This window comes from Nonomuraea sp. 3N208 (assembly GCF_052245935.1).
Lineage (GTDB): Bacteria > Actinomycetota > Actinomycetes > Streptosporangiales > Streptosporangiaceae > Nonomuraea.
Genome location: NZ_JBQQBR010000022.1, coordinates 150,637 through 172,587, shown reverse-complemented (window position 1 = coordinate 172,587; position 21,951 = coordinate 150,637). Strand labels below are relative to the sequence as shown.

Annotated in this window: 18 protein-coding genes; 9 read left to right on the top strand and 9 right to left on the bottom strand. The window is 70.4% G+C overall.

Annotation, left to right across the window (positions count from 1 at the left end):
* Positions 1–26: 26 nt before the first annotated feature.
* Positions 27–587, top strand: a complete 561-nt coding sequence (locus ACTWPT_RS31345; protein ID WP_443181093.1) for a TetR/AcrR family transcriptional regulator — start codon at positions 27–29, stop codon at positions 585–587.
* A 26-nt stretch (positions 588–613) separates the two neighbouring features.
* Here ACTWPT_RS31345 and ACTWPT_RS31340 read toward each other — a convergent pair whose 3' ends face one another.
* From ACTWPT_RS31340 to ACTWPT_RS31315, 6 genes are read right to left on the bottom strand one after another with little or no spacing between them, the layout of a single operon-like run.
* Positions 614–913: a hypothetical protein gene (locus ACTWPT_RS31340; protein ID WP_443181092.1), complete on the bottom strand. Its 300-nt coding sequence runs from the start codon at positions 911–913 to the stop codon at positions 614–616.
* Between the two features lie 31 nt (positions 914–944).
* Entirely contained in the window at positions 945–2,195 is a 1,251-nt protein-coding gene (locus ACTWPT_RS31335; RefSeq protein ID WP_443181091.1) for a right-handed parallel beta-helix repeat-containing protein, read from the bottom strand.
* A gap of 57 nt (positions 2,196–2,252) precedes the next feature.
* Positions 2,253–4,025, bottom strand: coding sequence for a glycoside hydrolase family 13 protein (locus ACTWPT_RS31330; protein WP_443181090.1), 1,773 nt, complete (start codon positions 4,023–4,025; stop codon positions 2,253–2,255).
* A 6-nt stretch (positions 4,026–4,031) separates the two neighbouring features.
* Positions 4,032–4,871, bottom strand: coding sequence for a sugar ABC transporter permease (locus ACTWPT_RS31325; protein ID WP_443181089.1), 840 nt, complete (start codon positions 4,869–4,871; stop codon positions 4,032–4,034).
* The gene (locus ACTWPT_RS31320; RefSeq protein WP_443181088.1) at positions 4,868–6,430 is read right to left on the bottom strand and encodes an ABC transporter permease subunit; all 1,563 of its coding nucleotides are present in this window, start codon (positions 6,428–6,430) and stop codon (positions 4,868–4,870) included. The genes ACTWPT_RS31325 and ACTWPT_RS31320 overlap by 4 nt, the downstream gene beginning before the upstream one ends.
* 11 nt (positions 6,431–6,441) lie before the next feature.
* Positions 6,442–7,719 (bottom strand): sugar ABC transporter substrate-binding protein, encoded by a 1,278-nt coding sequence (locus tag ACTWPT_RS31315; RefSeq protein ID WP_443181087.1) that lies wholly within the window; start codon positions 7,717–7,719, stop codon positions 6,442–6,444.
* Positions 7,720–7,966: 247 nt separating this feature from the next.
* Between ACTWPT_RS31315 and ACTWPT_RS31310 the strand changes: the two genes are divergently transcribed.
* The 3 genes from ACTWPT_RS31310 (at position 7,967) to ACTWPT_RS31300 (ending at position 11,430) form a co-directional block, all read left to right on the top strand.
* Positions 7,967–9,469 (top strand): glycoside hydrolase family 13 protein, encoded by a 1,503-nt coding sequence (locus ACTWPT_RS31310; RefSeq protein ID WP_443181086.1) that lies wholly within the window; start codon positions 7,967–7,969, stop codon positions 9,467–9,469.
* 65 nt (positions 9,470–9,534) lie between these two features.
* Complete coding sequence (locus ACTWPT_RS31305; protein ID WP_443181085.1) at positions 9,535–10,878, top strand: HAMP domain-containing sensor histidine kinase; 1,344 nt, start codon at positions 9,535–9,537, stop codon at positions 10,876–10,878.
* A gap of 57 nt (positions 10,879–10,935) precedes the next feature.
* Positions 10,936–11,430, top strand: a complete 495-nt coding sequence (locus tag ACTWPT_RS31300) for an SAM-dependent methyltransferase (protein ID WP_443181084.1) — start codon at positions 10,936–10,938, stop codon at positions 11,428–11,430.
* Positions 11,431–11,626: 196 nt separating this feature from the next.
* On the opposite strand, the gene ACTWPT_RS31295 is transcribed toward ACTWPT_RS31300, so the two are convergent.
* Entirely contained in the window at positions 11,627–12,961 is a 1,335-nt protein-coding gene (locus ACTWPT_RS31295) for a cation:dicarboxylate symporter family transporter (RefSeq protein WP_443181083.1), read from the bottom strand.
* Positions 12,962–13,071: 110 nt separating this feature from the next.
* Here ACTWPT_RS31295 and ACTWPT_RS31290 point away from each other — a divergent pair, with 110 nt between their 5' ends.
* The 5 genes from ACTWPT_RS31290 (at position 13,072) to ACTWPT_RS31270 (ending at position 19,599) form a co-directional block, all read left to right on the top strand.
* A complete protein-coding gene (locus ACTWPT_RS31290) occupies positions 13,072–14,586 on the top strand; it encodes a sensor histidine kinase (RefSeq protein ID WP_443181082.1) in 1,515 nt (504 codons plus the stop codon).
* Positions 14,583–15,248, top strand: coding sequence for a response regulator (locus tag ACTWPT_RS31285; RefSeq protein ID WP_443181081.1), 666 nt, complete (start codon positions 14,583–14,585; stop codon positions 15,246–15,248). The genes ACTWPT_RS31290 and ACTWPT_RS31285 overlap by 4 nt, the downstream gene beginning before the upstream one ends.
* Positions 15,249–15,321: 73 nt before the next feature.
* Positions 15,322–17,358: an N-acetylneuraminate synthase family protein gene (locus ACTWPT_RS31280; protein ID WP_443181080.1), complete on the top strand. Its 2,037-nt coding sequence runs from the start codon at positions 15,322–15,324 to the stop codon at positions 17,356–17,358.
* 25 nt (positions 17,359–17,383) lie between these two features.
* On the top strand, positions 17,384–18,364 hold the full coding sequence (locus ACTWPT_RS31275; RefSeq protein ID WP_443181079.1) for a glycosyltransferase family 2 protein: 981 nt from the start codon (positions 17,384–17,386) through the stop codon (positions 18,362–18,364).
* On the top strand, positions 18,364–19,599 hold the full coding sequence (locus ACTWPT_RS31270; protein WP_443181078.1) for a polysialyltransferase family glycosyltransferase: 1,236 nt from the start codon (positions 18,364–18,366) through the stop codon (positions 19,597–19,599). The genes ACTWPT_RS31275 and ACTWPT_RS31270 overlap by 1 nt, the downstream gene beginning before the upstream one ends.
* 165 nt (positions 19,600–19,764) lie before the next feature.
* Here ACTWPT_RS31270 and ACTWPT_RS31265 read toward each other — a convergent pair whose 3' ends face one another.
* Both ACTWPT_RS31265 and ACTWPT_RS31260 read right to left on the bottom strand, forming a co-directional pair.
* Positions 19,765–20,925 (bottom strand): DUF6716 putative glycosyltransferase, encoded by a 1,161-nt coding sequence (locus ACTWPT_RS31265; RefSeq protein ID WP_443181127.1) that lies wholly within the window; start codon positions 20,923–20,925, stop codon positions 19,765–19,767.
* A gap of 2 nt (positions 20,926–20,927) precedes the next feature.
* Complete coding sequence (locus tag ACTWPT_RS31260) at positions 20,928–21,872, bottom strand: hypothetical protein (protein WP_443181077.1); 945 nt, start codon at positions 21,870–21,872, stop codon at positions 20,928–20,930.
* Between the last annotated feature and the right edge of the window lie 79 nt (positions 21,873–21,951).

Sequence of the window (21,951 nt, the reverse complement as noted above, 5' to 3'; positions counted from 1 at the left end):
GTATGGCGGACGCTACCATACGGTGTATGGCAGCGAGCGCGCGCAGGGGTTCCCCCCTGACTCTCGAAGAGATCAGCTCCACGGCTCTGCGTCTGATGGACCAGGGCGGCGTGGAGGGATTGTCCATGCGCAAGCTGGCGGCGGAGCTGGACGTCAACCCGATGTCGCTCTACCACCACGTGGAGAGCAAGGAGACACTGCTCGGGCTGGTCTGCCACGGGGCGGCGGAACGCATGCACCTGCCGCCGGACGACGGTGCGCCGTGGCAGGACCAGCTCAGGGCGCTGGCGCTGGCCTACCACGGGCACGCGCGGGAGCATCCCGCCCTGTGGACCTACGTCCACAACCATCCGGAGACCATCTCCGACCGGCGGATGCCCCTGTGGGAGGTGCTCTACCGGATCCTGCGGCTGGCCGGGGTGCCGGAGGAGGAGCTACGCAGGACCGGGGACGTGCTGCACGCGTTCGTCTCCGGCTTCGTGCTCTTCGAGACCCACGGGCACATGACGGACGATCCCGAGGAGATCGACCGCACCTTCGACACGGCCATCAACCTGATCGTGCAGGGCCTGGAGGCTATCCGTTAGTCGCCCCGCCCCTGACCGGCGGGACTTCAGGCCGACGCCTGCCAGACGGCTTCGAAGGCATCTGCGGGTATCTCGGTCAGCTCCCAGATCTCCAGCGGCTGGTCCGTGAGAAACCCGCGCTCGTCCTGCAGATGCCGCCACCAGTAGCGGCGGGCGACACGATCGAGGCCGACCTCGACCTGCCTGACCGCCCAGTGTTCGCCGTCGCCCTCGACGCTCTCGAACAGCCAGGCGCGGCCGTCCTCATCGGCCATGTGCCAGTAGTGGCGGGGAGCGTCGGACTCGGCGAGTTGCCTGACCAGCGGTTGCCGGAGATCTTGTTGCACGGGCCCACTCTAGACATCGGCGCCGTCAGAATTAGCGCTGGTACGCCCCAGCGTCCGGCGACCCGGTCACGGGCTTGCCCGTCGCGTCCTTGGCGAAGGCCTTGCCCCCGTACCACTTGGCGGTGAGCGAGAGGCCGCGGCCGAGCGCCGGGGAGCCGGACCGCAGGCGCAGGTCCGTGCGGGAGACGAACTGCGGATTCGCCATGACCGACTTGGGCCCGAGCTTGAACTTGGCCGTGCGCCCCTGGTACACGCTGCCGGCCTCGTCCGCGCCCTGGCCGTCCTCCCAGCCGCTCTCCCCGCCTACGACGATGACGTTGTTGCGGAGCTTGAGTATCGATGGGGAGCAGCCGTCGTGGCAGGACCAGCCGATGGTGTCCTTGGCCGGCAGGTAGACCGAGTTGTGCACGGCGACGGTGCCCTTGACGGGGCCGACGATGTGGCGGGCGCCGCGGGTGATGAGGAAGGAGCCCCGGCTGCGCGAGGAGGTCACGACGTTGAAGGCGAAGACGTTGCCGGTGGCGGTCTTGCCCTTCTGGGCCCCCAGCTCGGTGAAGGTCTCGTTGTTCCTGGCGATGTTGTGGGTGACGCGGTTGCGGTCGCCGTTGAAGATCTCGACGGCGGCCCCGTCGGTGCCGTAGTCCTCGCTCTTGGCGAAGCTGCCGGTGATGGTGTTGCCGGTGACCACGTTGTCGTCGCCGTTGAGCAGCACGCCGAAGGCGCCGGAGTCGTTGTCGCCGCCCTCGTCGTTGACGCTCATCCGGTTGTTGTCGGTCAGCACGCTGTCGCGGATGGTGTTGCGCGAGCCGGATGCCGTGACGAACACGCCGGTGATGTTGCGGTCGGCCTGCACGCCGGACAGTTCGTTGTTGTCGCCGTCGATCTGGAAGCCGGCCCAGCGGCAGCCGGAGGCCCGCAGGCCACTGATCCGCCAGTGATCGCCCGTGATGACGACGCAGTCGGCGTCGTCGCCGCTGATCTTGGCGAGCGCGCCCTTGCCGTAGGCCTTGATGGAGATCGGCCGGGCAGCGGCGCCCTTGGCCGCGAGGGTGAGCGTGCCCGTGAAGGCGCTGCCGCGCTTGACGGCGACGGTGTCGCCGGGCTTGAGGTCGGCCGCGTTGACCTTGTCCAACGACTTCCACGGCGCGGTCGCACTGGTCCCGGCGGCCGCGTCGTCACCCGCCCTGGAATCCACGTAGTAGGTCGTGCCCGCCTGGGCCGATGCCGCGGCCGGTACGGCAGGCAGGAGCGAGGCCATGACGGCTATGGACAGCACCCTCATGCGAGCACACCACTATCTAGTTGAAACGACGAATGGGCAGAGGACACCGTAGCGTGATCAATGCGTGAGGCGCCAGACGCGCAGCGAAGGTCCGTCACCCGGGATGACGTCGCCGTCCTCCGCGTTGTGGACGCCTTCCGCCCGCATCCCGATGGCGAGCGGCCGGCCGGGGGCGCGGCGCGCGCAGACCAGCAGCGTCTCCTGGTAGGTCTCGCGCGCGAACACCAGGCAGTCGGCGTCGGCGTGCAGCCACCGCAGGCCGCCGTGGCGCAGCGCGGGCTCGGCGCGGCGCAGCCCGAGCAGCTCCCGGTAGCCGGTGAGGGTCTGCAGGTCCTGGTCGGCAGGCCGGTTCCAGGGCATGGGGGTGCGGGAGTGCTCGCCGTTCACGCCGGTCAGGCCGAACTCGCTGCCGGCGAAGACCATCGGCGTGCCGGGCAGCGTGGCCTGCAGGCCGAGGGCGAGCAGGTGACCCTCGCGGGAGCCGGTGACGGTGCGGATGCGCGGCGAGTCGTGCGAGTCGAGCAGCTGCCAGGAGTGCCGGTACGACCGCCAGGACATGTGGGAGGCGAACGACCGGAACGTGGCCAGCGTGGCCGGCCCGTCCCGCGTGGGCACGCCGCCCGGCACGCCCAGGAAGTGCTCCAGATCCAGCTCGGGGCCGCGCAGCCAGGTCCAGACGGGGCGGGTGAAGCCGCCGTAGTTCATGGTGCCGTGCCAGCCGTCGCGGTCCAGGTCGGGCGTGGCGTCGTGGTTGTGCTCGGCGATGAACGCGGCCTGCGGGCCGAGCGTGCGCCGCAGCATGGCGGCGACCTCGTGGTTGTGGTCGACGGCGCCGAGCCTGCCGGTCATGTTGGCCACGTCCACGCGCCAGCCGTCCAGCGGCCCGAGCCACTTCGTGAGCACCTCCCGCATGGCGGCGCGCACGCGCTCGCTGGCCCAGTTGAGCTTGGGCAGCGACTTGACGCCCCACCAGCTCTCGTAGTCGCCGGTCTCGGGATCGAAGTAGAACATCTCCCGCTCGGGCGCGTTCACGTCGGACACGGCAGCGGTGAACCATTCGTGCGTGTCGCCGCAGTGGTTGGTGGTGATGTCGCCGAGCAGCCGCATCCCGCGCGCGTGCACCGCGTCGGACAGGCGGTGCAGTGCCGCGTCGCCGCCGAGGAGCGGGTCGACGGTGTCGAAGCTCGCGGCGTCGTAGCGATGGTTGGAGCGGGCGGGCCATATCGGCGTCAGGTAGACGGTGTCGGCGCCGAGGCTCTCGATGTGGTCGAGCCGCCGGACGATGCCGTCGAGGTCACCTCCGTAGAGCTGCTCGGCGGTGCCAGGGCCGCTGGGGATGACCGGGTCCCGGTCCCAGTCGCGGGGCTGCGCCCAGTCCGGCAGCTTCCCCATGGGGCGGGAGCGTTCGAAGCGGTCGGGGAAGATCTGGTAGACGATCGCATCCGCCATCCACGCGGGCGGCGGCTGGTGGCACACCAGGCGGAAGTCGCTCGCGTCGGTCAGGTCGTGCGTCACGATCCCGGCCGCGGTCAGCCACGCCTGGCCGAACCCGGTGGTGAGCAGGAATCGGTACGGGGTGACGGGGTTGACCGCGGTGATCTCGGCCCGCCACCAGACGTCGGTCCCGCCGAATCCCCGGATGTCACGCGACGTACGTTCCGCCGCGAAATACCGGGGCTCACCGTCGTGCACCGTGCGGACGTGCACGCCGGTGACGCCGGCGGAAAGCGGTGCCCGGAGCCAGAGCGTCACCCGCGAGCCGAGCTCGGGCGCCTGCTCGGAGACGTACAGAGCCGAGCCGTCGTGATGCGGCTCCCCGATGTAGCGCAATGCAACCTATCCCTTGACAGCTCCGGCGGTCAGACCGGAGACGATGTACTTCTGCAACCAGAGGAACACACCCACCGTGGGAACGGCGGTCAGCAACGTGGCCGCGGCGAACATGCCGAAGTTCGCGTTGCGGTGGTCGCCGGCGATCATGCCGTACATGCCCACGGCGAGGGTCTTGCTCTCTGGGTCGCGCAGGAACACGTTGGCCATGAGGAACTCGCTCATGGTGCCGATGAACGCCAGCAGCGCGGTGACCGCGAGGATCGGCGTGACCAGCGGCATGATGACGCGCCAGAAGATCTGCGCGTGCGTGGCCCCGTCCACGGTGGCGGCCTCGTCGAGCTCCTTGGGGACGGTGTCGAGGAAGCCCTTCATCAGCCAGGTGTTCACGCCGAGCGCGCCGCCCAGGTAGAGCAGCATGAGCCCCCACACGGTGTTGAACCCGAACGCCGGGTACAGCTCGGTCACCCTGGTGAAGATCATGAAGATCGTGACGATGGCCAGGAACTGCGGGAACATCTGGATGAGCAGCAGCGCCAGCAGCCCCACGCGGCGGCCGGCGAAGCGCATGCGGCTGAACGCGTACGCGGCGAGCATCGACAGCAGCAGGCTCGCGAACGACGCCACCAGCGCGATGAACACCGAGTTGAAGAACCACCGCGCGAACGGGTAGGTGTCGGAGCCGAACAGGTTGGCGAAGTTCGCCAGGCTCGCCCCGTTCGGCAGCAGCTCGGTGGAGGCCAGCGTGCCCAGCGGGTTGATCGCCGCGGAGACCACGAACAGGATCGGGAACACCGCGAACGCGCACACGGCGAGCACGAAGACGTGCCTGAGGGCGTTTTTCACGCGTAGACCTCCTCCTGCTTGCGGGTGCGCCGGAACGCCACGGCCGAGACGACCGCCACGATCGTGAAGATGAACACCGAGATCGCCGCCGCGAACCCGAACTGCGCCCCGGCCGCCCCGAACGCCAGCCGGAACGTGTAGGTGATCAGCAGGTCGGTGCCGCCCACCTGCGGGCTCTCGGCCGGGAACGGCCCGCCCTCGGTGGTGAGCGCGATCGCGTTGAAGTTGTTGAAGTTGTACGCGAACGACGAGATGAGCAGCGGCGTGAGCGCGACCAGCAGCAGCGGGAGCGTGACCCGGCGGAACGCCTTCCACGGCGTGGCCCCGTCGATGGAGGCCGCCTCGGTCAGCTCACGCGGGATGGCCTGCAGCGCGCCCGTGGTGACGAGGAACATGTACGGGAAGCCGAGCCACAGGTTGACCAGGATCACCCCGAACCTGGCGGTCATCGGCTCGCCCAGCCAGTCCACGTTGGCCCCGAGCAGTTGGTTGATCAGGCCGAAGTCGCGGTTGAACATGTCGCGCCACACCAGCAGCATGGCGAAGGCGGGCATCGCGTACGGCAGGATCAGCAGGATCCGGTAGACCCGGGTGCCGCGCATCTTCGGATGGTGCAACGCCAGCGCCACCGACATGCCGAGCACGAACGTGCCGAACACGGAGCCCAGCGCGAAGACCACGTTCCAGCTGAGCACTCCCACGAAATATCCGGAGATCGTGGGATCGGTCAGCACGCGGGCGAAGTTGTCGAACCCGACTCCGACCTGCCAGCCCTGCGCCAGGTGCTCGCCCTTGGCGTTGACGAAGTAGCCCTGGTCCTCGTCGGCCGTCCAGGTGTCGCCGTTGCCGCGCACGCAGTCGCAGGCGGCGTCGTACACCAGGGCCGCCCGGCCCTCGACGGCCCTGCTCAGCCCATTGGCCTTGATCACGCCGCCGTCGGTCGGCACGGCCAGCGCGGTGATCTCCTGGGCGCGGGCGGCCGCCTCGGGCGCCTTGAGCACGGTCAGGCCGGGCGCCTTCAGCACCTTTCCGGTGACGCCGACCTCGGCGCCCGCCAGCGGCGTGAGCCCTTTGGAGTCGCCCAGGGAGACCTGCTTGGTCGCCGGGTTCACCAGCAGGAACACCAGCTCCTCGCCGCGTAGTGCGGCGGTCAGGCCGTACTCGGGCGAGCCCGGGGCCTGCCGCACGGAGCCGGTCTCGATGGCGGTGATGGCGGCGGCCTTGTCACCGCGGTGCCCGTCGCCGAAGTTCGTGAACGCGGTGGTGACCGTGTAGGCGACGGGGAACACCTGGAACGCGATGAGGAAGACGGTGCCCGGGATGAGGTATTTGGCCGGGATGAAGCGGCGGGTGAGGTAGAGGTAGGCGATGGCCGCGCCGGCCGCGCACAGCACTCCCAGCGACACCCAGGAGCCGGCGGCGACCAGCGGCGGCACGGCGTAGACCAGGATCGCGGCGGCCACGGCCAGCACCGCGATCCTGGTCACCACGAACGCCGTGGTGATCTCCCTGCGGGGCCGCTCGGGCGCGCTCGCCCGTGCGGCCTCGCGAACGTCCACAGACACGATCGTCAGTTCTTGAGCGCGCCGTCGATGGTCTTCTGCGCGGCCGTGGCCGCCTTGGCGGCGTCGCCGCCCTTGACGACGGCGGTCTCGGCGATGCCGAACGGCTCCCAGATCGCGGCCATCTCGGGGATGGCGGGCATCGGCATGCCCTCCTTGCCCGCGTCCATGAACTTGACCGCGTCGGGGTCGGTGGCCTGGACCTCCTGCAGCGCGGCGGTCAGCGCCGGGGGCCGCGGGTCGGCCTCGTACAGGGCCTTGGCGACGTCCTTGTTGGTCACGTAGTTGGCGACGAACTCCTGCGCGAGCGCCTTGTTCTTGCCCTTGGAGGCGACGAAGAAGGACTGGACGCCGACGAACGGCGTGGCGGGCTTGCCGTCCTTGAACGCCGGGACGGCCGTGATGTCGTAGGAGATGCCGCCCTTCTTGACCTCGCTCATCGCCCACGGGCCGGAGACGAGGTAGGCGCACTTGCCGGAGGCGAAGTTGACGATGTAGTTCTCGTTGGTGATCGACGTGCGCAGCGCGCCGTCGCCCTTCTCGCCGAGCGCCTTGAGCTTCTCGAACGCCTTGACCGAGTCGGGCGCGCCGAGCAGCACCTGCTTGGGGTCGGGGTCGCCGGTGGAGGTGGCGCCGAACAGGGCGCCGCCGCCGGAGGCGAAGATCGGGTAGACGTGGAAGGCGTCGCCCTTCTGGCCGACGGGGATGCAGAGCACTTCCTTGACCTTGCCGGCCTTCTTGAGCTCCTTGCCCTTGTCGATCATTTCCTCGATCGTGGCGGGGGCGTCGGGGGCGAGCTTGGTGTTGCGGATCAGGGCGATGTTCTCCACCGCGTACGGTGCGCCGTAGATCTGGCCGTTGAAGGTCACCGCCTGGACGGCCTTCTCGGAGAAGGCGGCCTTCTGCTCCTCGGTCAGCGTGACCGGGTCGATGGCGCCGTTCTGCACGAGGTTGCCGATCCAGTCGTGCGCACCGATCATGACGTCCGGGCCGCTGCCCTGCTGGGAGGCGGTGAGGAAGGTCATCTGGTTGTCCTTGCTGATCTCCTTCACCTCCACCGTGACGCCGTTCTCGGTGCCGAACTGGTCGGCGAAGGGCTTGAGCGGCTTGACGCGGCTGGGGTCGGCCCAGATGACGAGCGTGCCGGAGCTCGCGCCGGTGGTGGCCGCCGGGGCGGAGGCGGACGCGCTGGGCGCCGCCGGAGATGCCGACTGGGAGTTGCCGCACGCCGTCGCGGTGAACGCGAGGGTCGCGAGAGCGGCCGTACCGAGAGCCCGCATGCGCATGGGACCTCCTGAGGTCACGCAGGAACGGCGGCACGCAGGGACACGCACCGCCGCCACGAAGGAAAGCCAGTTTTCCGGGACGTTACTGACTCTTTGCAAGAATTGGAAGAACTTGCAAAAAGCGTTACAGAAGCTCGATGTGAGATCTGCAACTTTCCGAAAGTTGCGCTTGACCGGGTGGAAGCGATCAGGACATCCTTCACCAGAACATCACCCGACATCTCGGGCATCCGGGGGAAGGACAGCCATGCTCGGCAACGACGACTGGTGGCGGGACGCCGTCGTGTACCAGGTCTACCCGCGAAGCTTCGCCGACGCCAACGGCGACGGCATGGGGGATCTCGAAGGCGTGCACGGCCGCCTGGACTACCTCGCCGGCCTGGGCGTGGACGCCATCTGGCTGAGCCCCTTCTACGCCTCCCCCATGGCCGACGGCGGCTACGACGTGGCCGACTACCGCGACGTGGACCCCATGTTCGGCACGCTCGCCGACTTCGACGCGCTGGTCGCCGACGCCCACGCCAAGGGCATCAGGATCATCGTGGACCTGGTCCCGAACCACTCCTCCGACGAGCACCCCTGGTTCAAGGCGGGCCTGCGCGATCGCTACATCTTCCGCGACGAGCCGAACGACTGGGAGTCGATCTTCGGCGGGCCGGCCTGGACTCAGGTGGAGGACGGCCAGTGGTATCTGCACCTGTTCGCCCCCGAACAGCCGGACCTCAACTGGGACAACCCTGAGGTACGCGCCGAGTTCCGTGACGTCCTGCGCTTCTGGCTGGACCGTGGCGTGGACGGCTTCCGTGTTGACGTGGCGCACGGCATGATCAAGGCCGCCGGGCTGCCCGACGTGGGGCCGAAGGACGGCCCGCAGGCCGAGATGCTCGGCGACGAGCAGCTGCCGTACTTCGACCAGGACGGCGTGCACGACATCTACCGTGAGTGGCGGCCGATCCTCGATTCCTACCCCGGCGGGCGGATGGCCGTGGCCGAGGCGTGGGTGTCCTCGCCCGAGCGGCTGGCCCGCTACGTCGGCCCCGACGAGCTGCACCAGGCCTTCAACTTCGACTTCATGATGGCCGACTTCCACGCCAAGTCGTTCCGCACGGTCATCGAGAAGGCGCTCAAGGAAGCCGAGCTGGTGGGCGCGCCGACCACCTGGGTGCTGTCGAACCACGACAAGCCCCGCCACGTCACCCGCCACGGCGGACTGGCACGCGCCCGCGCGGCCACGCTGCTCATGCTGGCCCTGCCCGGCTCTGCCTACCTCTACAACGGGGAGGAGCTGGGCCTGCCGGAGGTGCTCGACCTGCCCGACGAGCTGCGCCAGGACCCGGCGTTCCTACGCCGGGGCGAGAGCCGCGACGGCTGCCGGGTGCCGATCCCGTGGACCGCGGCTCCGGGCTGCGGCTGGCGGGACCCGTGGCTGCCGATCCCGCAGGAGTGGACCGCTCTGTCGGCCGAGGCCCAGCAGGACGACCCGGCCTCCACGCTGAACCTCTACCGGGCCGCGCTGCGCATCCGCAAGGAGCACCCGGCGCTCGGCGGCGCGAGCTCCGGCACGCTCACGTGGCTCGATTCCCCCAAGGACGTGCTGATCATCGAGCGCGACCCCGGTCTGGTCGTGGTGCTCAACACCGGCGAGGAGCCGGTGTGCCTCGACCTGGCGGGCGAAGTGCTGCTGTCCAGCGGTCCGCTGGCGGCCGACGGGTCGGTTCCGCCGGACACGGCGGTCTGGTTCCAGCGGTGACCAGTTGGGGGAATCTTTCCCATTAAGCGACATATGACGGTAATTACCCTCGGTAGTGTCGGTGGGTGTCTGCCCTCTGGGCGAGGTCCCTGCGGGGCCGCGTCACCCTCATCGCGACGGCTGTAGCCGCCCTCGTGCTCATCCCCGTGGGCGTCGGGACGGTCCTCGTCACGAGGTCTCTGGTCGAGGCCAGCGTGTACGAGAGCACCCGTGACACCGCCGAGCGCATCGCGTACGAGATGCGCAGCGGCGCCCTGCCCCTGGGCGCCGCGATCCCCGTGTCCGACCCGGCGGTCGACCTGATCCAGATCGTCGGGGCGGACGGGCGGTTCCTGGCCACCAGCGACGCGGCCAGGAACCTGCCGCCGCTCAGCGACGTGCGGCCCACGGACGAGGACCGGGTCATCAGCACCACCCACTGCCTGCCCACCGAGTGCGTGCACCTGTCGGCGGTCCGGGTGAGCAAGTTCACCGACTCCCCCGTCGTCTACGCCGGCCGCAGCACCCCCGACCTGCTGGCCACGAACACCCTCGAGGCGATCGTGTTCACCGAGATCGCCGTGCTGGTCGGGCTGGCCGGATGGGCCACCTGGCTGGTCACGGGCCGGGCGCTGCGGCCGGTGGCGACCATGCGCGATGAGCTGGACGCCGTGCACGCCGGCGACCTGAGCAACCGCGTCACCGAACCGACCGGCGCCGACGAGGTGGCCGACCTCGCCAGATCCGTCAACAGCACGCTGGCCCGGCTGGAACGCTCCGCCGAGCAGCAGCGGCAGTTCGCCTCCGACGCCTCGCACGAGTTGCGCACCCCCATCGCCGGGCTGCGCGCCCAGCTCGAGAGCGCCCAGCTCTATCCGGACGACACCGACGTCGAGATGCTCGTGAGCAGCGCACTGCGCGACACCGACCGTCTGGAGGCCATCATCACGGACCTGCTCCTGCTGGCCAGGATCGGCTCCCGGGTGGACGCGGCCAAGGAGCGGGTGGACCTGGCCGAGCTGGTCCGCCAGGAGCTGTCCATCCGCAGCGACAAGATCCCCGTGCGCGCCGACCTGGTCGAGGGGGTGCGCGTGGACGGCGTACGGCTCCAGCTCGCCAGGGTGCTGACGAACCTGCTGGACAACGCCCAGCGGCACGCCGAGCACTACGTCAAGGTCACCGTCTCCAAGGAGGAGGACGGCATGGCCGTGATGTCGGTCGAGAACGACGGCGTGGAGATCCCCGCACAGGACCGCGAGCGCATCTTCGAGCGCTTCACCCGCCTGGACGCCGCCCGCAGCCGCGATGCGGGCGGCACGGGGCTGGGCCTGGCCATCGCGCGGGACGTGGCGATGGCGCACCGCGGCCAGATCACCGTGGAGGACTGCACGGGCGGCGCCAGGTTCGTCCTGCGGCTTCCCGCCGTTTAGCCCCGTTCCAGCGTGAACAGCGTGATCATTGGGGCATGACGAAGCAAGCGCCGCGTCGTGCGGTATCTGTGCGAGCAGGGCATCACCCAGTTCCTGGACCTCGGCTCGGGATTGCCGGCGCAGGAGAACGTGCACGAGGTGGCGCACCGTCACGCGCCGGAGGCACGCGTGGTCTACGTGGACAACGACCCTGTGGTGGCCACCCACGGCCGCGCGATGCTGGCCGACCCCAACCGGGTGGCCATCGTGCTGGGCGACATACGCCGGCCGGAGCAGATCCTGTCGGACCCCGAGGTGCGCGGGCTGCTGGACTTCGACCGGCCGGTGGGCGTGTTGATGATGTTCATCCTGCATCTCATCCCCGACGAGGACGACCCGCAGGGGTTCGTGGCCGCCTACCGCGACGCCCTCGCCTCCGACAGCTATCTGGCGATCTCGCACGGGATCAACGACGTGGCCACCGAGCGGGTGATGCAGGTCAGCGAGTTCTGTGCTTATGGTCGCGCTCACTCGGCCCTCGCTGGTCACGCAGGCTACCGCTCTCGGGCCTAACCGTTCGCCGCTCCGCAAAAAGGCCAACGCGGCGGCCCGGCAGGGAGATCGGCGCCTTCTTCGGCGACCTCGAGCTCATCCCGCCGGGCCTGGCCACCGGGCCGGGGATGCCGTGGCCTTTCACGGATCCCGATCACCCGCTGTTCATGAACGAGGAGATGACCCGCATGGCGTACGCGGGCATCGGCCGCAAGCCCTAGACCTTCGTCAGCTCCTTCTCGCCGGCCTCCGGCCCGGCCGCCGGCTCCTCGTCATCCAGCAGCGTGGCCTCGTCGAACGGGGCGTGCCCGGTCAACACCTGCTCGGCGCGCTCCCTGTCGAACTCGCCCGTCCAGGTGCCGACGAGCACGGTGGCGACGGCGTTGCCGGCGAAGTTCGTCAGCGCCCTGGCCTCCGACATGAACCGGTCGATGCCGACGATGAAGCCCACGCCCTCGACGAGCTCGGGCCGATGCGCCTGCAGGCCGCCGGCCAGCGTGGCCAGCCCCGCGCCGGTCACGCCCGCCGCGCCCTTGGACGCGACCATCATGAACAGCAGCAGCGCCACCTGCTCGCCGAGCTCCAGCGGCGACCCGGTCGCCGTGGCGATGAACAGCGTGGCCATGGTCAGGTAGATCGCGGTGCCATCGAGGTTGAAGGAGTAGCCGGTCGGCACGGTGATGCCGGCCACGGTCCGGCTCACGCCCAGGTGCTCCATCTTGGCGATGAGCCTGGGCAGCGCCGTCTCCGACGAGGAGGTGGACAGGATCAGCAGGAACTCGCGGCCGAGGTACCGCAGGAGCGACCACAGGTTGACGCGGGCGACCAGCCACAACATCGGGCCGAGCACGACGCCGACGAACAGCAGGCAGGTGATGTAGAAGGCGGCCATGATGATCGCCAGGCTCTTGAGCGCCTCGATGCCGGTGGCCCCCACGACGGCGGCGATCGCGCCGAACGCGCCCACCGGCGTCGCCCACATGATCATGGCGAGGATGCGGAACACGAGCCGCTGCAGGTGCTCCACGCCACGCAGGATCGGCGCGCCCTTGGTGCCCATGGCCTGCAGCGCGAACCCGGTCAGCAGGGCCACCAGCAGCGCCTGCAGCACCGATCCCGAGGTCAGCGACGACACCAGCGTGTCGGGGATGACGCCGAGCAGGAAGTCGACCGTGCTGCCGCTCTCGGCGCCCTTGGCCGCCTCCGCCTCGGCCGCCTGGCGGGCGGCGTCGGTGAGCTGGAGCCCCTCGCCCGGGTGGATGATATTGCCCACGACCAGGCCGATGAGCAGGGCGACCGTGGACATTACGATGAAGTAGCCGAGCGCCAGACCGCCGACCTTGCCGACCTTGGCCGCCTGCCGGACCGAGCCGACGCCGAGCACGATGGTGCAGAAGATGATCGGCCCGATCACCATCTTGATGAGCGCGACGAATCCGGTGCCGAGCGGCTTGAGCTCCTTGCCCACGTCCGGCCAGAGGAACCCGACCAGGATGCCGAGGAGGACCGCCACGATGACGGCCACGTAGAGGTAGCGAGTGCGATCACGCATAGGGCGGTTCTCCAGCCATTTGGGGGGAAGTTCCGGTTGTGCGACTATGCGCTGCACAAGTGACCCAGGTCACGATTGCGTAAGTTACGTTCACGAAAGAAGTCGTTAACATGCGGCGCTGGAGCCTGGCGGGCCAGATGTTGGTCCTGCAGCTGCTTGTGGTCGTGGTCACGGCCGCCGGCGGCGCCGTGCTGGCCCTGGTGCAGGCGCACGATCTGCTCACCCACGAGGCCCGGAGCACCGCAGAGGCGGTGGCGGTGGCCGTGGCCACCACGCCCGAGGTGCTGGAGGCCCTGGACGGCCCGGACCCGAGCGCGCGGCTGCAGCCGCTGGCGGAGGGGATACGCAAGAGCACCGGCGTCGACTTCATCACCATCATGACGCCGGACGGAACCCGCTACACCCATCCGAATCGGGCCGAGATCGGCAAGAAGTTCCGCGGCAACATCGGGCCGGCGCTGGCGGGCAGGACCTTCACCGAGACCTACACCGGCACACTCGGCCCGTCCGAGCGGGCGGTCACCCCGGTCGTCTCGGACGGCCGGGTGGTCGCGCTGGTCAGTGCGGGCATCACGGTCGAGAGGGTCAGCGGCTGGCTGCGTGACCGGCTGGCCTGGGGCGGCTTCATCGTGGCGCTCGCGCTCGGCATGGGCGGCGCCGGAACGTGGCTGGTGACCGCGCGGCTGCGCCGCCAGACCCACGGGCTCGGCCCCGTGGAGCTGGGTCGCATCCACGCCCACCACGACGCGATCCTGCACGCCGTCAGAGAGGGGCTGCTGCTGATCGGCAAGGACGGCACGCTGACGCTGTGCAACGATGCCGCCCGGCACCTGCTCGGCCTGCCCGACGACGCCGAAGGGCGACACGTGGACGAGCTCGGGCTCGCGGACGTGCTGACCGGGGACGAGGAACGCGTTCACCTGGTGGGCGACCGCGTCCTGGCCGTCAACAGCGCCGGCAGCCGCCTCGGCACAGTGGTGACCGTACGCGACCACACCGAGCTGCAGGCGCTGAGCGGCCAGCTCGACGCCGAGCGCGGCTTCGCCGACACCCTGCGCGCGGCCGCGCACGAGGCCGCCAACCGGCTGCACACCGTCATCACCCTGGTGGAGCTGGGCCGCACTGAGCAGGCCGTCGCGCTCGGCACCGCCGAGTTGCGCGCCGCGCAGGAGCTGACCGACCGGGTGGTGGGCTCGGTACGCGAGCCGGTGCTGGCGGCGCTGCTGCTGGGCAAGAGCGCCGAGGCCGCCGAACGCGGCAGCGAGCTGGTCATCAGCCAGGACAGCGAGCTGGACGACCTGGGCCTGGACCCGCGCGAGCTGGTCACGATCGTGGGCAACCTCATCGATAACGCCATCGACGCGGCCACCCGCGTGGAGGCGCACCTGAGCGCGGACGACAAGGAGGTCCTCATCAGGGTCGCCGACAACGGGCCCGGACCGGCCGACCCGGCGGCGTTCGCCAAGGGCTGGACGACCAAGGGCGACGGCCGCGGGCTCGGCCTCGCGCTCGTCGGGCAGGCGGTACGCCGGTTGGGTGGCACCATCGACGTCCAAGGCTCGGTGTTCACCGTCAGGCTGCCCATCCCGGCGCGGCCGCACCCGGACCGGGAGGGGGCACGATGATCTCGGTGCTGGTGGTCGAGGACGAGGAGATCACCGCCGAGGCCAATCGCATCTACGTGGAGCGGGTGCCGGGCTTCGAGGTGGCCGGGGTGGCCCGCTCCGGCGGCGAGGCGCTGCGCTTCCTGCGCAAGAGGCCCGTCGACCTGATCCTGCTCGATCTGCACCTACCCGACATGCACGGCCTGGAGGTGTGCCGGGCCGTGCGCGCAGGCGGCCTCATGTGCGACATCATCGCCGTCACCTCCGCCCGCGACCTGGCCATGGTCCGCTCGGCGGTGTCGCTCGGCATCTCCCAGTACCTTCTCAAGCCGTTCACCTTCGCGACATTGCTCGAAAAGCTCACCCGTTACGCCCGGTTCAAGGATGAAGCCGGGGTCGCCGTCGGCCAGGGCGACGTGGACCGGGTGCTCGGCACCCTCAGAGGCAGCTCGGAGCTGCCGAAAGGCATGTCCAGGGACACCCTCGACGCCGTCGCCGCCAAGCTGCGCGAGCGGCCCGAGGGCATGGCGGCCCAAGCCGTGGCCGACGCGATTGGAGTGTCCCGCGTGACGGCCCGCCGCTACCTGGAACACCTGGTGGAGCTGGGTGTGGCGGCCCGCATGCCGCAGTACGGCGCGGTGGGCCGTCCAGAGCTTCTCTACCGGATCCCCATGGAAAGTTAATGACGGTGACGCTGGCCGTTCAATCCGGCCCTCTAGCTTCTGGGTGCAATCCGATGCTTTGAGGAGACACACCTTGCGAGTCTTGGCCGTTGTTCCCGCCCGCGGAGGTTCGGCGGGCGTTCCCCTGAAGAACCTCGCCCTGGTCGGGGGCGTCCCGCTGGTCACCCGCGCGGTGCGGGCCTGCGTGCGCGCCGAGCTCGTGGACCAGGTCGTGGTCAGCACCGACCACGCCCAGATCGCCGAGACCGCCCGCGAGGCCGGCGCGCTCGTCGTCGAGCGTCCCGAGGAGCTCAGCGGCGCGACCGCCTCCAGTGAGTCCGCGGTGCTGCACGCGCTCGACGCCCTCGGGGAGGACCCCGAGGTGGTGGTGCTCGTGCAGTGCACGAGCGCGTTCATCGACCCCGACGACCTGTCCGCCGCCGTGCGCAAAGTGCTCGACGGCGAGGCCGACTCGGTGGTGTCGGGCCTGCCGACGCACGAGTTCCTCTGGACCGCCACCGGCGGCGGCGTCAACCACGACCCCGGCGTCCGCCCGCGCAGGCAGGACCGCGACCCCGAGTTCCGCGAGAACGGCGCCTTCTACGTCATGCGCACCTCCGGTCTGCGCGAGCACGGCCACCGCTTCTTCGGCACGATCGCCGTGCAGCCGGTGCCGCCGCAGCACGCCATCGAGGTGGACAACCCCGAGGACCTCGAGCTGGTACGCGCGCTGGCCCCGTTCATCGACGCGCCCGAGCCGATCGACATCGACGCCGTCATCACCGACTTCGACGGCGTGCACACCGACGACCGCGCTTACGTCGACTCCGACGGCCGCGAGATGGTGCTGGTCAGCCGCTCGGACGGGATGGGCGTGTCACTGCTGCGCCGCGCCGGCGTCAAGATCCTGATCATGTCGACCGAGCACAACCCGGTCGTGGCCGCCCGCGCCCGCAAGCTGGGCGTGCCCGTGCTGCAGGGGCTGGCCGAGAAGCGGACCGTGCTGCGCGACTGGCTGACCATCGAGGGCCTCGACCCGGCCCGCGTGGCCTACGTCGGCAACGACGTCAACGACCTGGGCCCGATGGGCGAGGTCGGCTGGCCCATCGCCACGCCCGACGCGCACCCGCGCGTGCGCGCCGCCGCCCGGGTGGTGCTCACCAGGCCCGGCGGGTCCGGCGCCGTACGCGAGCTGTGCGACCGCGTGGTGGCCGCCCGTCCCGAGGCGCCGGTGGCCGAGGCCAAGGTACGTCCCAGGCTCGGCCCCGTGGCCATCGGCGACGTGCTGGTCGGCGACGGCGAGCCCGTCTACGTCATCGGCGAGATCGGCATCAACCACAACGGCGACCTCGACATCGCCCGCCGGCTCATCGACGTGGCCGCCGACGCCAGCTGCCAGGCGGTCAAGTTCCAGAAGCGCACCCCCGCGATCTGCGTGCCCGAGGAGCAGAAGGGCCAGATCAGGCAGACGCCGTGGGGCGAGATGACGTACCTGGAGTACAAGGAGCGGACCGAGTTCGGCCGCGACGAATACCGGCAGATCGCGAAATACTGCGACGAGCGCGGCATCCACTGGTTCGCCTCGCCGTGGGACGTGCCGTCCGTCGAGTTCCTGGAGGACATGGACGTCGTGACGCACAAGGTGGCCTCGGCCAGCGTGGCCGACCACGAGCTGCTGCGGACCCTGGCCGGCACCGGCAAGCCGATCATCCTGTCGACTGGAATGTCCACGCTGTCGGAGATCGACGCGGCCGTGGAGATCCTCGGGACTGATAAGCTGATCATGATGCACGCGACGTCCACGTACCCGCTGCCTCCGGAAGAAGCCAACCTGCGCACGATCACCACGCTCAAGGAGCGGTACGGCGTCCCCGTCGGCTACTCCGGCCACGAGCGCGGCCTGCAGATCTCGCTGGCCGCCGTCACGCTCGGCGCGGTGACCGTGGAGCGGCACATCACGCTCGACCGGACCATGTGGGGTTCCGACCACGCCGCCTCGCTGGAGCCCTCCGGGCTCGAGCACCTCGTGCGCGACATCCGGATCATCGAGCAGGCCATGGGCGACGGCGTCAAGCGCGTCTTCCCCGGCGAGGAGGCTCCGAAGGCCCGCCTGCGCCGGGTGACCGTCTGACCGTCACCACCAGGAGAACAAACCATTGATCACGCTCTCGGTCGTCGTGCCGATTCGAGACGGCGAGCGTTTCATCGCCGACGCGCTCACCTCGCTCTGCCGTAACGCGCGGCACGACTTCGAGTTCATCGTCGTCAACGACGGGTCCGTGGACGCCACCGGGGACATCATCGACGACTTCCGCGCCGATCTCCCCGGGCTGACCGTACTGCGCAATCCCGCGCCGGTGGGGCTCGCCGACGCCCGTAACACGGGCCTGTCGGCGGCCTCCGGCCGGTACGTGACGTTCATGGACGGCGACGACTGGCTCGCCCCCGGCTACCTGGCACACCTCGTCGACGCCGTCGACGGGCTCGGCTGCGACTTCGTGCGCGTCGATCATGTGCAGGTCGAGGGCCGAAAGCGGGTCGTGCACCGCGCCCCCATGGCGCGTAGGGGCGCGGTGCTCAACCCTCGCGACGCCATCCTCCCGGCGAACGTGCGGACCATGGTCGACTACCCGTACGCCTGGGCCGGGATCTACCGGCGCTCGCTCGGGGACCTGCTGCACTTCCCCGGCTCGCTGCACACCGCCGAGGACCGGCCGTGGATCTGGCGGCTGCACCGGGAGGCCGCCACGTTCGCCGTCGTATCGCTGGCGGGGATCTTCTACCGGCGCATGGTGTCGGGGTCGCTGACGCAGGTCGGCGACGAGCGCCAGCTGCATTTCTTCGACGCCTTCGAGCTGGTGTTCAAGGACCTGGAGCCGGAGTTCATGCCCAAGGCGGTGCGCAACTTCTGCGCGCTGCTTGCCCACCATCTGGAGATCGGCGACCGGTTCACGCCCGCACTGCGCGCCCGCTTCGAGGAGCGCGGCGCGCAGGTGGTGCGCTCGCTGCCGCTGGAGCCGGTGTCGGACGCGGTGTCGCGCATGTCCGTCGAGCGCGAGGCCACGCTGCGGGCGCTGGTGCCCGACCTGCCCCCCAGCTCGCACGTCCGGGTCCGCCGCGACCGGGAGGATACATAGTGAAGGTCTTCTACGCCTCGACGTTGTTCGGGGCGATGTCGCTGGCCGCCGCGATCGACGACGGCCGGTTCGGCGACGGGCGGCGCGTCCTCGTCGTGTCCAACAACGCCGCCATTCCCGAGGTGTCGACACCGCTGGACAAGACGCCCGGCTTCGCGGTGCTGCGCTCGCGCTTCGACGAAGTGCACTCGTGGAACGACCTCATCGCGCCCCTGCACCCGTCGGACTGGAAGGCACGCGTCATCGAGGTGCCGATGATGGAGCGCCTCATCCGCTCCCATTGGGGGCTGGACGCGGTCGAGGAGCTGGTGCTGGAGTCGATCGCGGTGCCGCCCGCCCGGACGATCGCCGGGCTGGTGCGCGACTGCCCCATCACGGTCTACTCCGACGGGCTGATGAGCTATGGCCCGACCCGCGACCCGCTGCCCGCCGAGATCTTCCGCCGCATCGGCCGGCTGATCCACCTGGACCTGGTGCCGGGCCTGACGCCGCTGCTGCTCAGCGAGTACGGCGTCGCGCCCGAGATCCTGCCCGGCGAGCGGTTCCTGGCGATCGTGTCCGAGGTGGCCGCCACCGCTCCCGACATGATGGCCGGGCAGGCCGTCATCCTCGGCCAGTACCTGTCGGCCCTGGAGATCGTCACGCCGGAGGAGGAGGCGGCGCTGCACGAGACGATGCTCAAGGCGCTGTCCGCCCGCGGCTACACCAACGTCGTGTTCAAGCCGCACCCGGCCGCCGGGCGCCGGCACGCCCAGCTGATGCGGGCCGCCGCCGAGCGCCTGGGAGTGCGGCTGTCGGTGCCCGGGGAGAGCGTCCCGGCCGAGGTGTGCTTCGCCGCGCTGCGGCCCGAGCTGGTCGTCGGCTGCTTCTCCACCGGGCTGGTGACCGCGCAGCGGTACTTCGGGCTGTCCGTGGCCTCGTACGGCACGGAGCTCGTGCTGGACCGGCTGGCGCCGTACGAGAACAGCAACCGGGTCCCGGTCACGATCGTGGACGCGCTGCTGCCGCGGCTGTCGGCCGAAGGCCACATCGAGCAGCCACCGGCCGTGGACCTGCCGGCGCTGGTGCGCGCGGTCGGCTACTGCATGCAGGCCGAAACCTATCCCGACCTGCGGCCTGCGGGCATCGAGTTCGACGCCCGCTACTTCAAGCGCAAGCGCCTGGAGACGCTGGGCTTCGTGGCCAAGCCCAGCACGCTCACCCGCCTCCGGCGCAAGATCCGATCGGCGATCTGACGCCCACCACGAGGCCCCCGGCTCCCGGCCGGGGGCCTCGATGTATGCGCGGGCGGCCGTGCGGCCGAGGTCGCGTGCCAGCCCTGCGGGTGGCGGCTCAGCGGCCCCACACCCCGACCGGGCAGCCTGGGCCGAGAGCCGGGGCCGAGAGCCGTAGGGCCGGGGTCAGGTGAGGGCGCGGAGGTAGCGGCGCATGCGCCGCTTGGCCTTGTAGCCGGCCCGCAGCATCGTGGGCGGCACCTCCACCCGCAGCCGGGCCCGCCGCCGCGCCGCCGCGAACTCGGGTCCGTCCAGGAGCGACTTGGCGGGCACCCGCGGCCGGGAGATCACCAGCCCGGTCAGCAGCCCGGCCCAGTCGTTGCGCTCCACCGGGTGGAAGTAGTTGGCCGCGCACCACGCCGCCGACGCCGTGCGGAAGTCGCCCGCCGCCATCTCGTCCAGGGTCCCCAGCAGGTCGCTGCCCTCGAACACCAGGTTGATCATCTCGGTGCTGACGCCGAAGTCGCGCAGCACCAGCGACGGCACGTCCAGCGCGATGGCTTCCAGCGCCGCCGTCGAGCTGACCGTGACGAATCCGGCGGCCCGCATCAGCTGATCGTGCATCGACCCGGCTTCGAACACCAGTCGCCCCGGCTCACCCATCTCCCGCCACAGCCGCTGGTAGTGGTGGCGCTCGTTGTGCGTCTGCCGCTCGTCCTCCAGGGCCCGCAGCTTGACCACCACGTCCAAGTCGGGCCGCCGCCGCGCCAGCTCGGCCAGCGCCACCAGGATCCGCTCACGCTCCTCGCGCTCGCGCGGCACCTTGGCCTGGGTGGCGAACACCACCCGGTTGCCACCCTGGGCGGCCACCTTGGACCGCAGGAACGGCAGCCTGGCCAGGCCCACCGCCCCTCCCCCGCCGAGCCGGTGGGCGATCTCGCCGAACTCCGCCACCTCCCGCTCGCTGTGCACCACGAACAGGTCGCAGCCGCTGCGGAACTGCCACGCCTTGTCGGTCGCGGGCACCGAGATGCCCGGCAGCCCGCTGACGAACACCGGCCGCGGCCGCAGGTCCGCGAGCACCTCGGCCACCAGCACGTCCACGACCGGGCCCGTGCAGGCCACGAGGATCACGTCGGGCCGGATACGCTCGGCCGCCCGCCGTACCGACCGGGCCGACATCACCGCAGGCGCCTCTCGCTCGCCCACGGCCGCGGCGATCTGCTCGGGCGAGGGCGCGATCGGCGTGCGCACCACCACCAGCTCCGTTACACAGCCTTCGGGCAGATCGGCGAGCAGGCAGGCCGCCCACTTCAGGTACGAGTCGGAGTCGGCGACCGCCAACACTTTCAACCGGACACTCCAGTCAGATGCGAGCGAAGGGCGGGAGCCGCCCTGCTGGTCCACCAGTCATCGGGAACGTCCACGGGCTCGACGGCGACGCCGCGCGGGCTCAGCAGCACCCGCAGCGAGGTGATCGCGGTCGAAGGGAGGCTGAGCACGCGCTGGCCGGAGTCCAGGCCGCGCAGGGTCAGCTCGGCGGGCGCGCCGGCGTCGTGGACGGTGATGCCGGGGCGTTCCCGGATCAGCGCCACGTCCACGGGGTCCTCCCGGCGGTGCGGGTAGTAGGCGACCGGCTCCTGCGAGGCCAGGTCCGTCAGCCAGCGCAGGTAGCGGTCACGGTGAACCAGGCCGTTCCTGACGAGCGAGGTGCCGAGGACAACGGTGCGCTCGGCGGGGCCCTCGGCGCTGGGCGGTTGGGCGCGCAGCCAGGCGAAGTCGTGGCGGACGAGATCGACGCCCACGCGGCGTACGCCATCCTCCAGGTCCTTGTCCACGTCGAGCGCGGTGAAGACGGAGACCTTGCTCAGGCGCAGCCGCAGCGCCGCCGCCAGGCCGAGCGCGGCGCGCAGCCTGGTGGGGTGCGCCCGGGCCCGAAGCAGCGGCCGGCGTGGCCCCGCGGCCAGCAGTTCGAGCAGCCGGATCGTGGCCAGCCCGTCGTCGACGATGACGATGCGGCCGGGATTGGAGGTCAGCCAGCGCAGCTGCACCTTGCCGGAGAAGGCGTCACCCACGGCCTGCACGCGCCGCGGCATGTGATCGCGCGGCTCGGCCAGTTCGAGGCCTTCGGGCAACCCGAGCCTGCGCAGCTCCTTGCGCGTGGCCTTCAGCGGCCGCAGTCCCGCTCGCGGTACCACGACCGTCTCGGGCCCGAGGAGCCCGGCGTGGTGGGCCTCGACGGCGCACAGCATCTGGAGCGGGGACTCCACCCAGGCCGACGCCTGTTCGACCACTCGTTGCCCTCCCAGCCGGGTGATGGCCCGTACATGACCGCTCTAAATTAGCCCCGCCGCCTTAAGCCGCCTGGAACGC

Excerpts from the sequence above, each read along its gene's own strand:
- ACTWPT_RS31335 (WP_443181091.1), bottom strand. The coding sequence starts at position 2,195 with ATGAGGGTGCTGTCCATAGCCGTCATGGCCTCGCTCCTGCCTGCCGTA.
- ACTWPT_RS31290 (WP_443181082.1), top strand. The coding sequence starts at position 13,072 with ATGCGGCGCTGGAGCCTGGCGGGCCAGATGTTGGTCCTGCAGCTGCTT.
- ACTWPT_RS31315 (WP_443181087.1), bottom strand. The coding sequence starts at position 7,719 with ATGCGCATGCGGGCTCTCGGTACGGCCGCTCTCGCGACCCTCGCGTTC.
- ACTWPT_RS31285 (WP_443181081.1), top strand. The coding sequence starts at position 14,583 with ATGATCTCGGTGCTGGTGGTCGAGGACGAGGAGATCACCGCCGAGGCC.
- ACTWPT_RS31310 (WP_443181086.1), top strand. The coding sequence starts at position 7,967 with ATGCTCGGCAACGACGACTGGTGGCGGGACGCCGTCGTGTACCAGGTC.
- ACTWPT_RS31345 (WP_443181093.1), top strand. The coding sequence starts at position 27 with ATGGCAGCGAGCGCGCGCAGGGGTTCCCCCCTGACTCTCGAAGAGATC.
- ACTWPT_RS31295 (WP_443181083.1), bottom strand. The coding sequence starts at position 12,961 with ATGCGTGATCGCACTCGCTACCTCTACGTGGCCGTCATCGTGGCGGTC.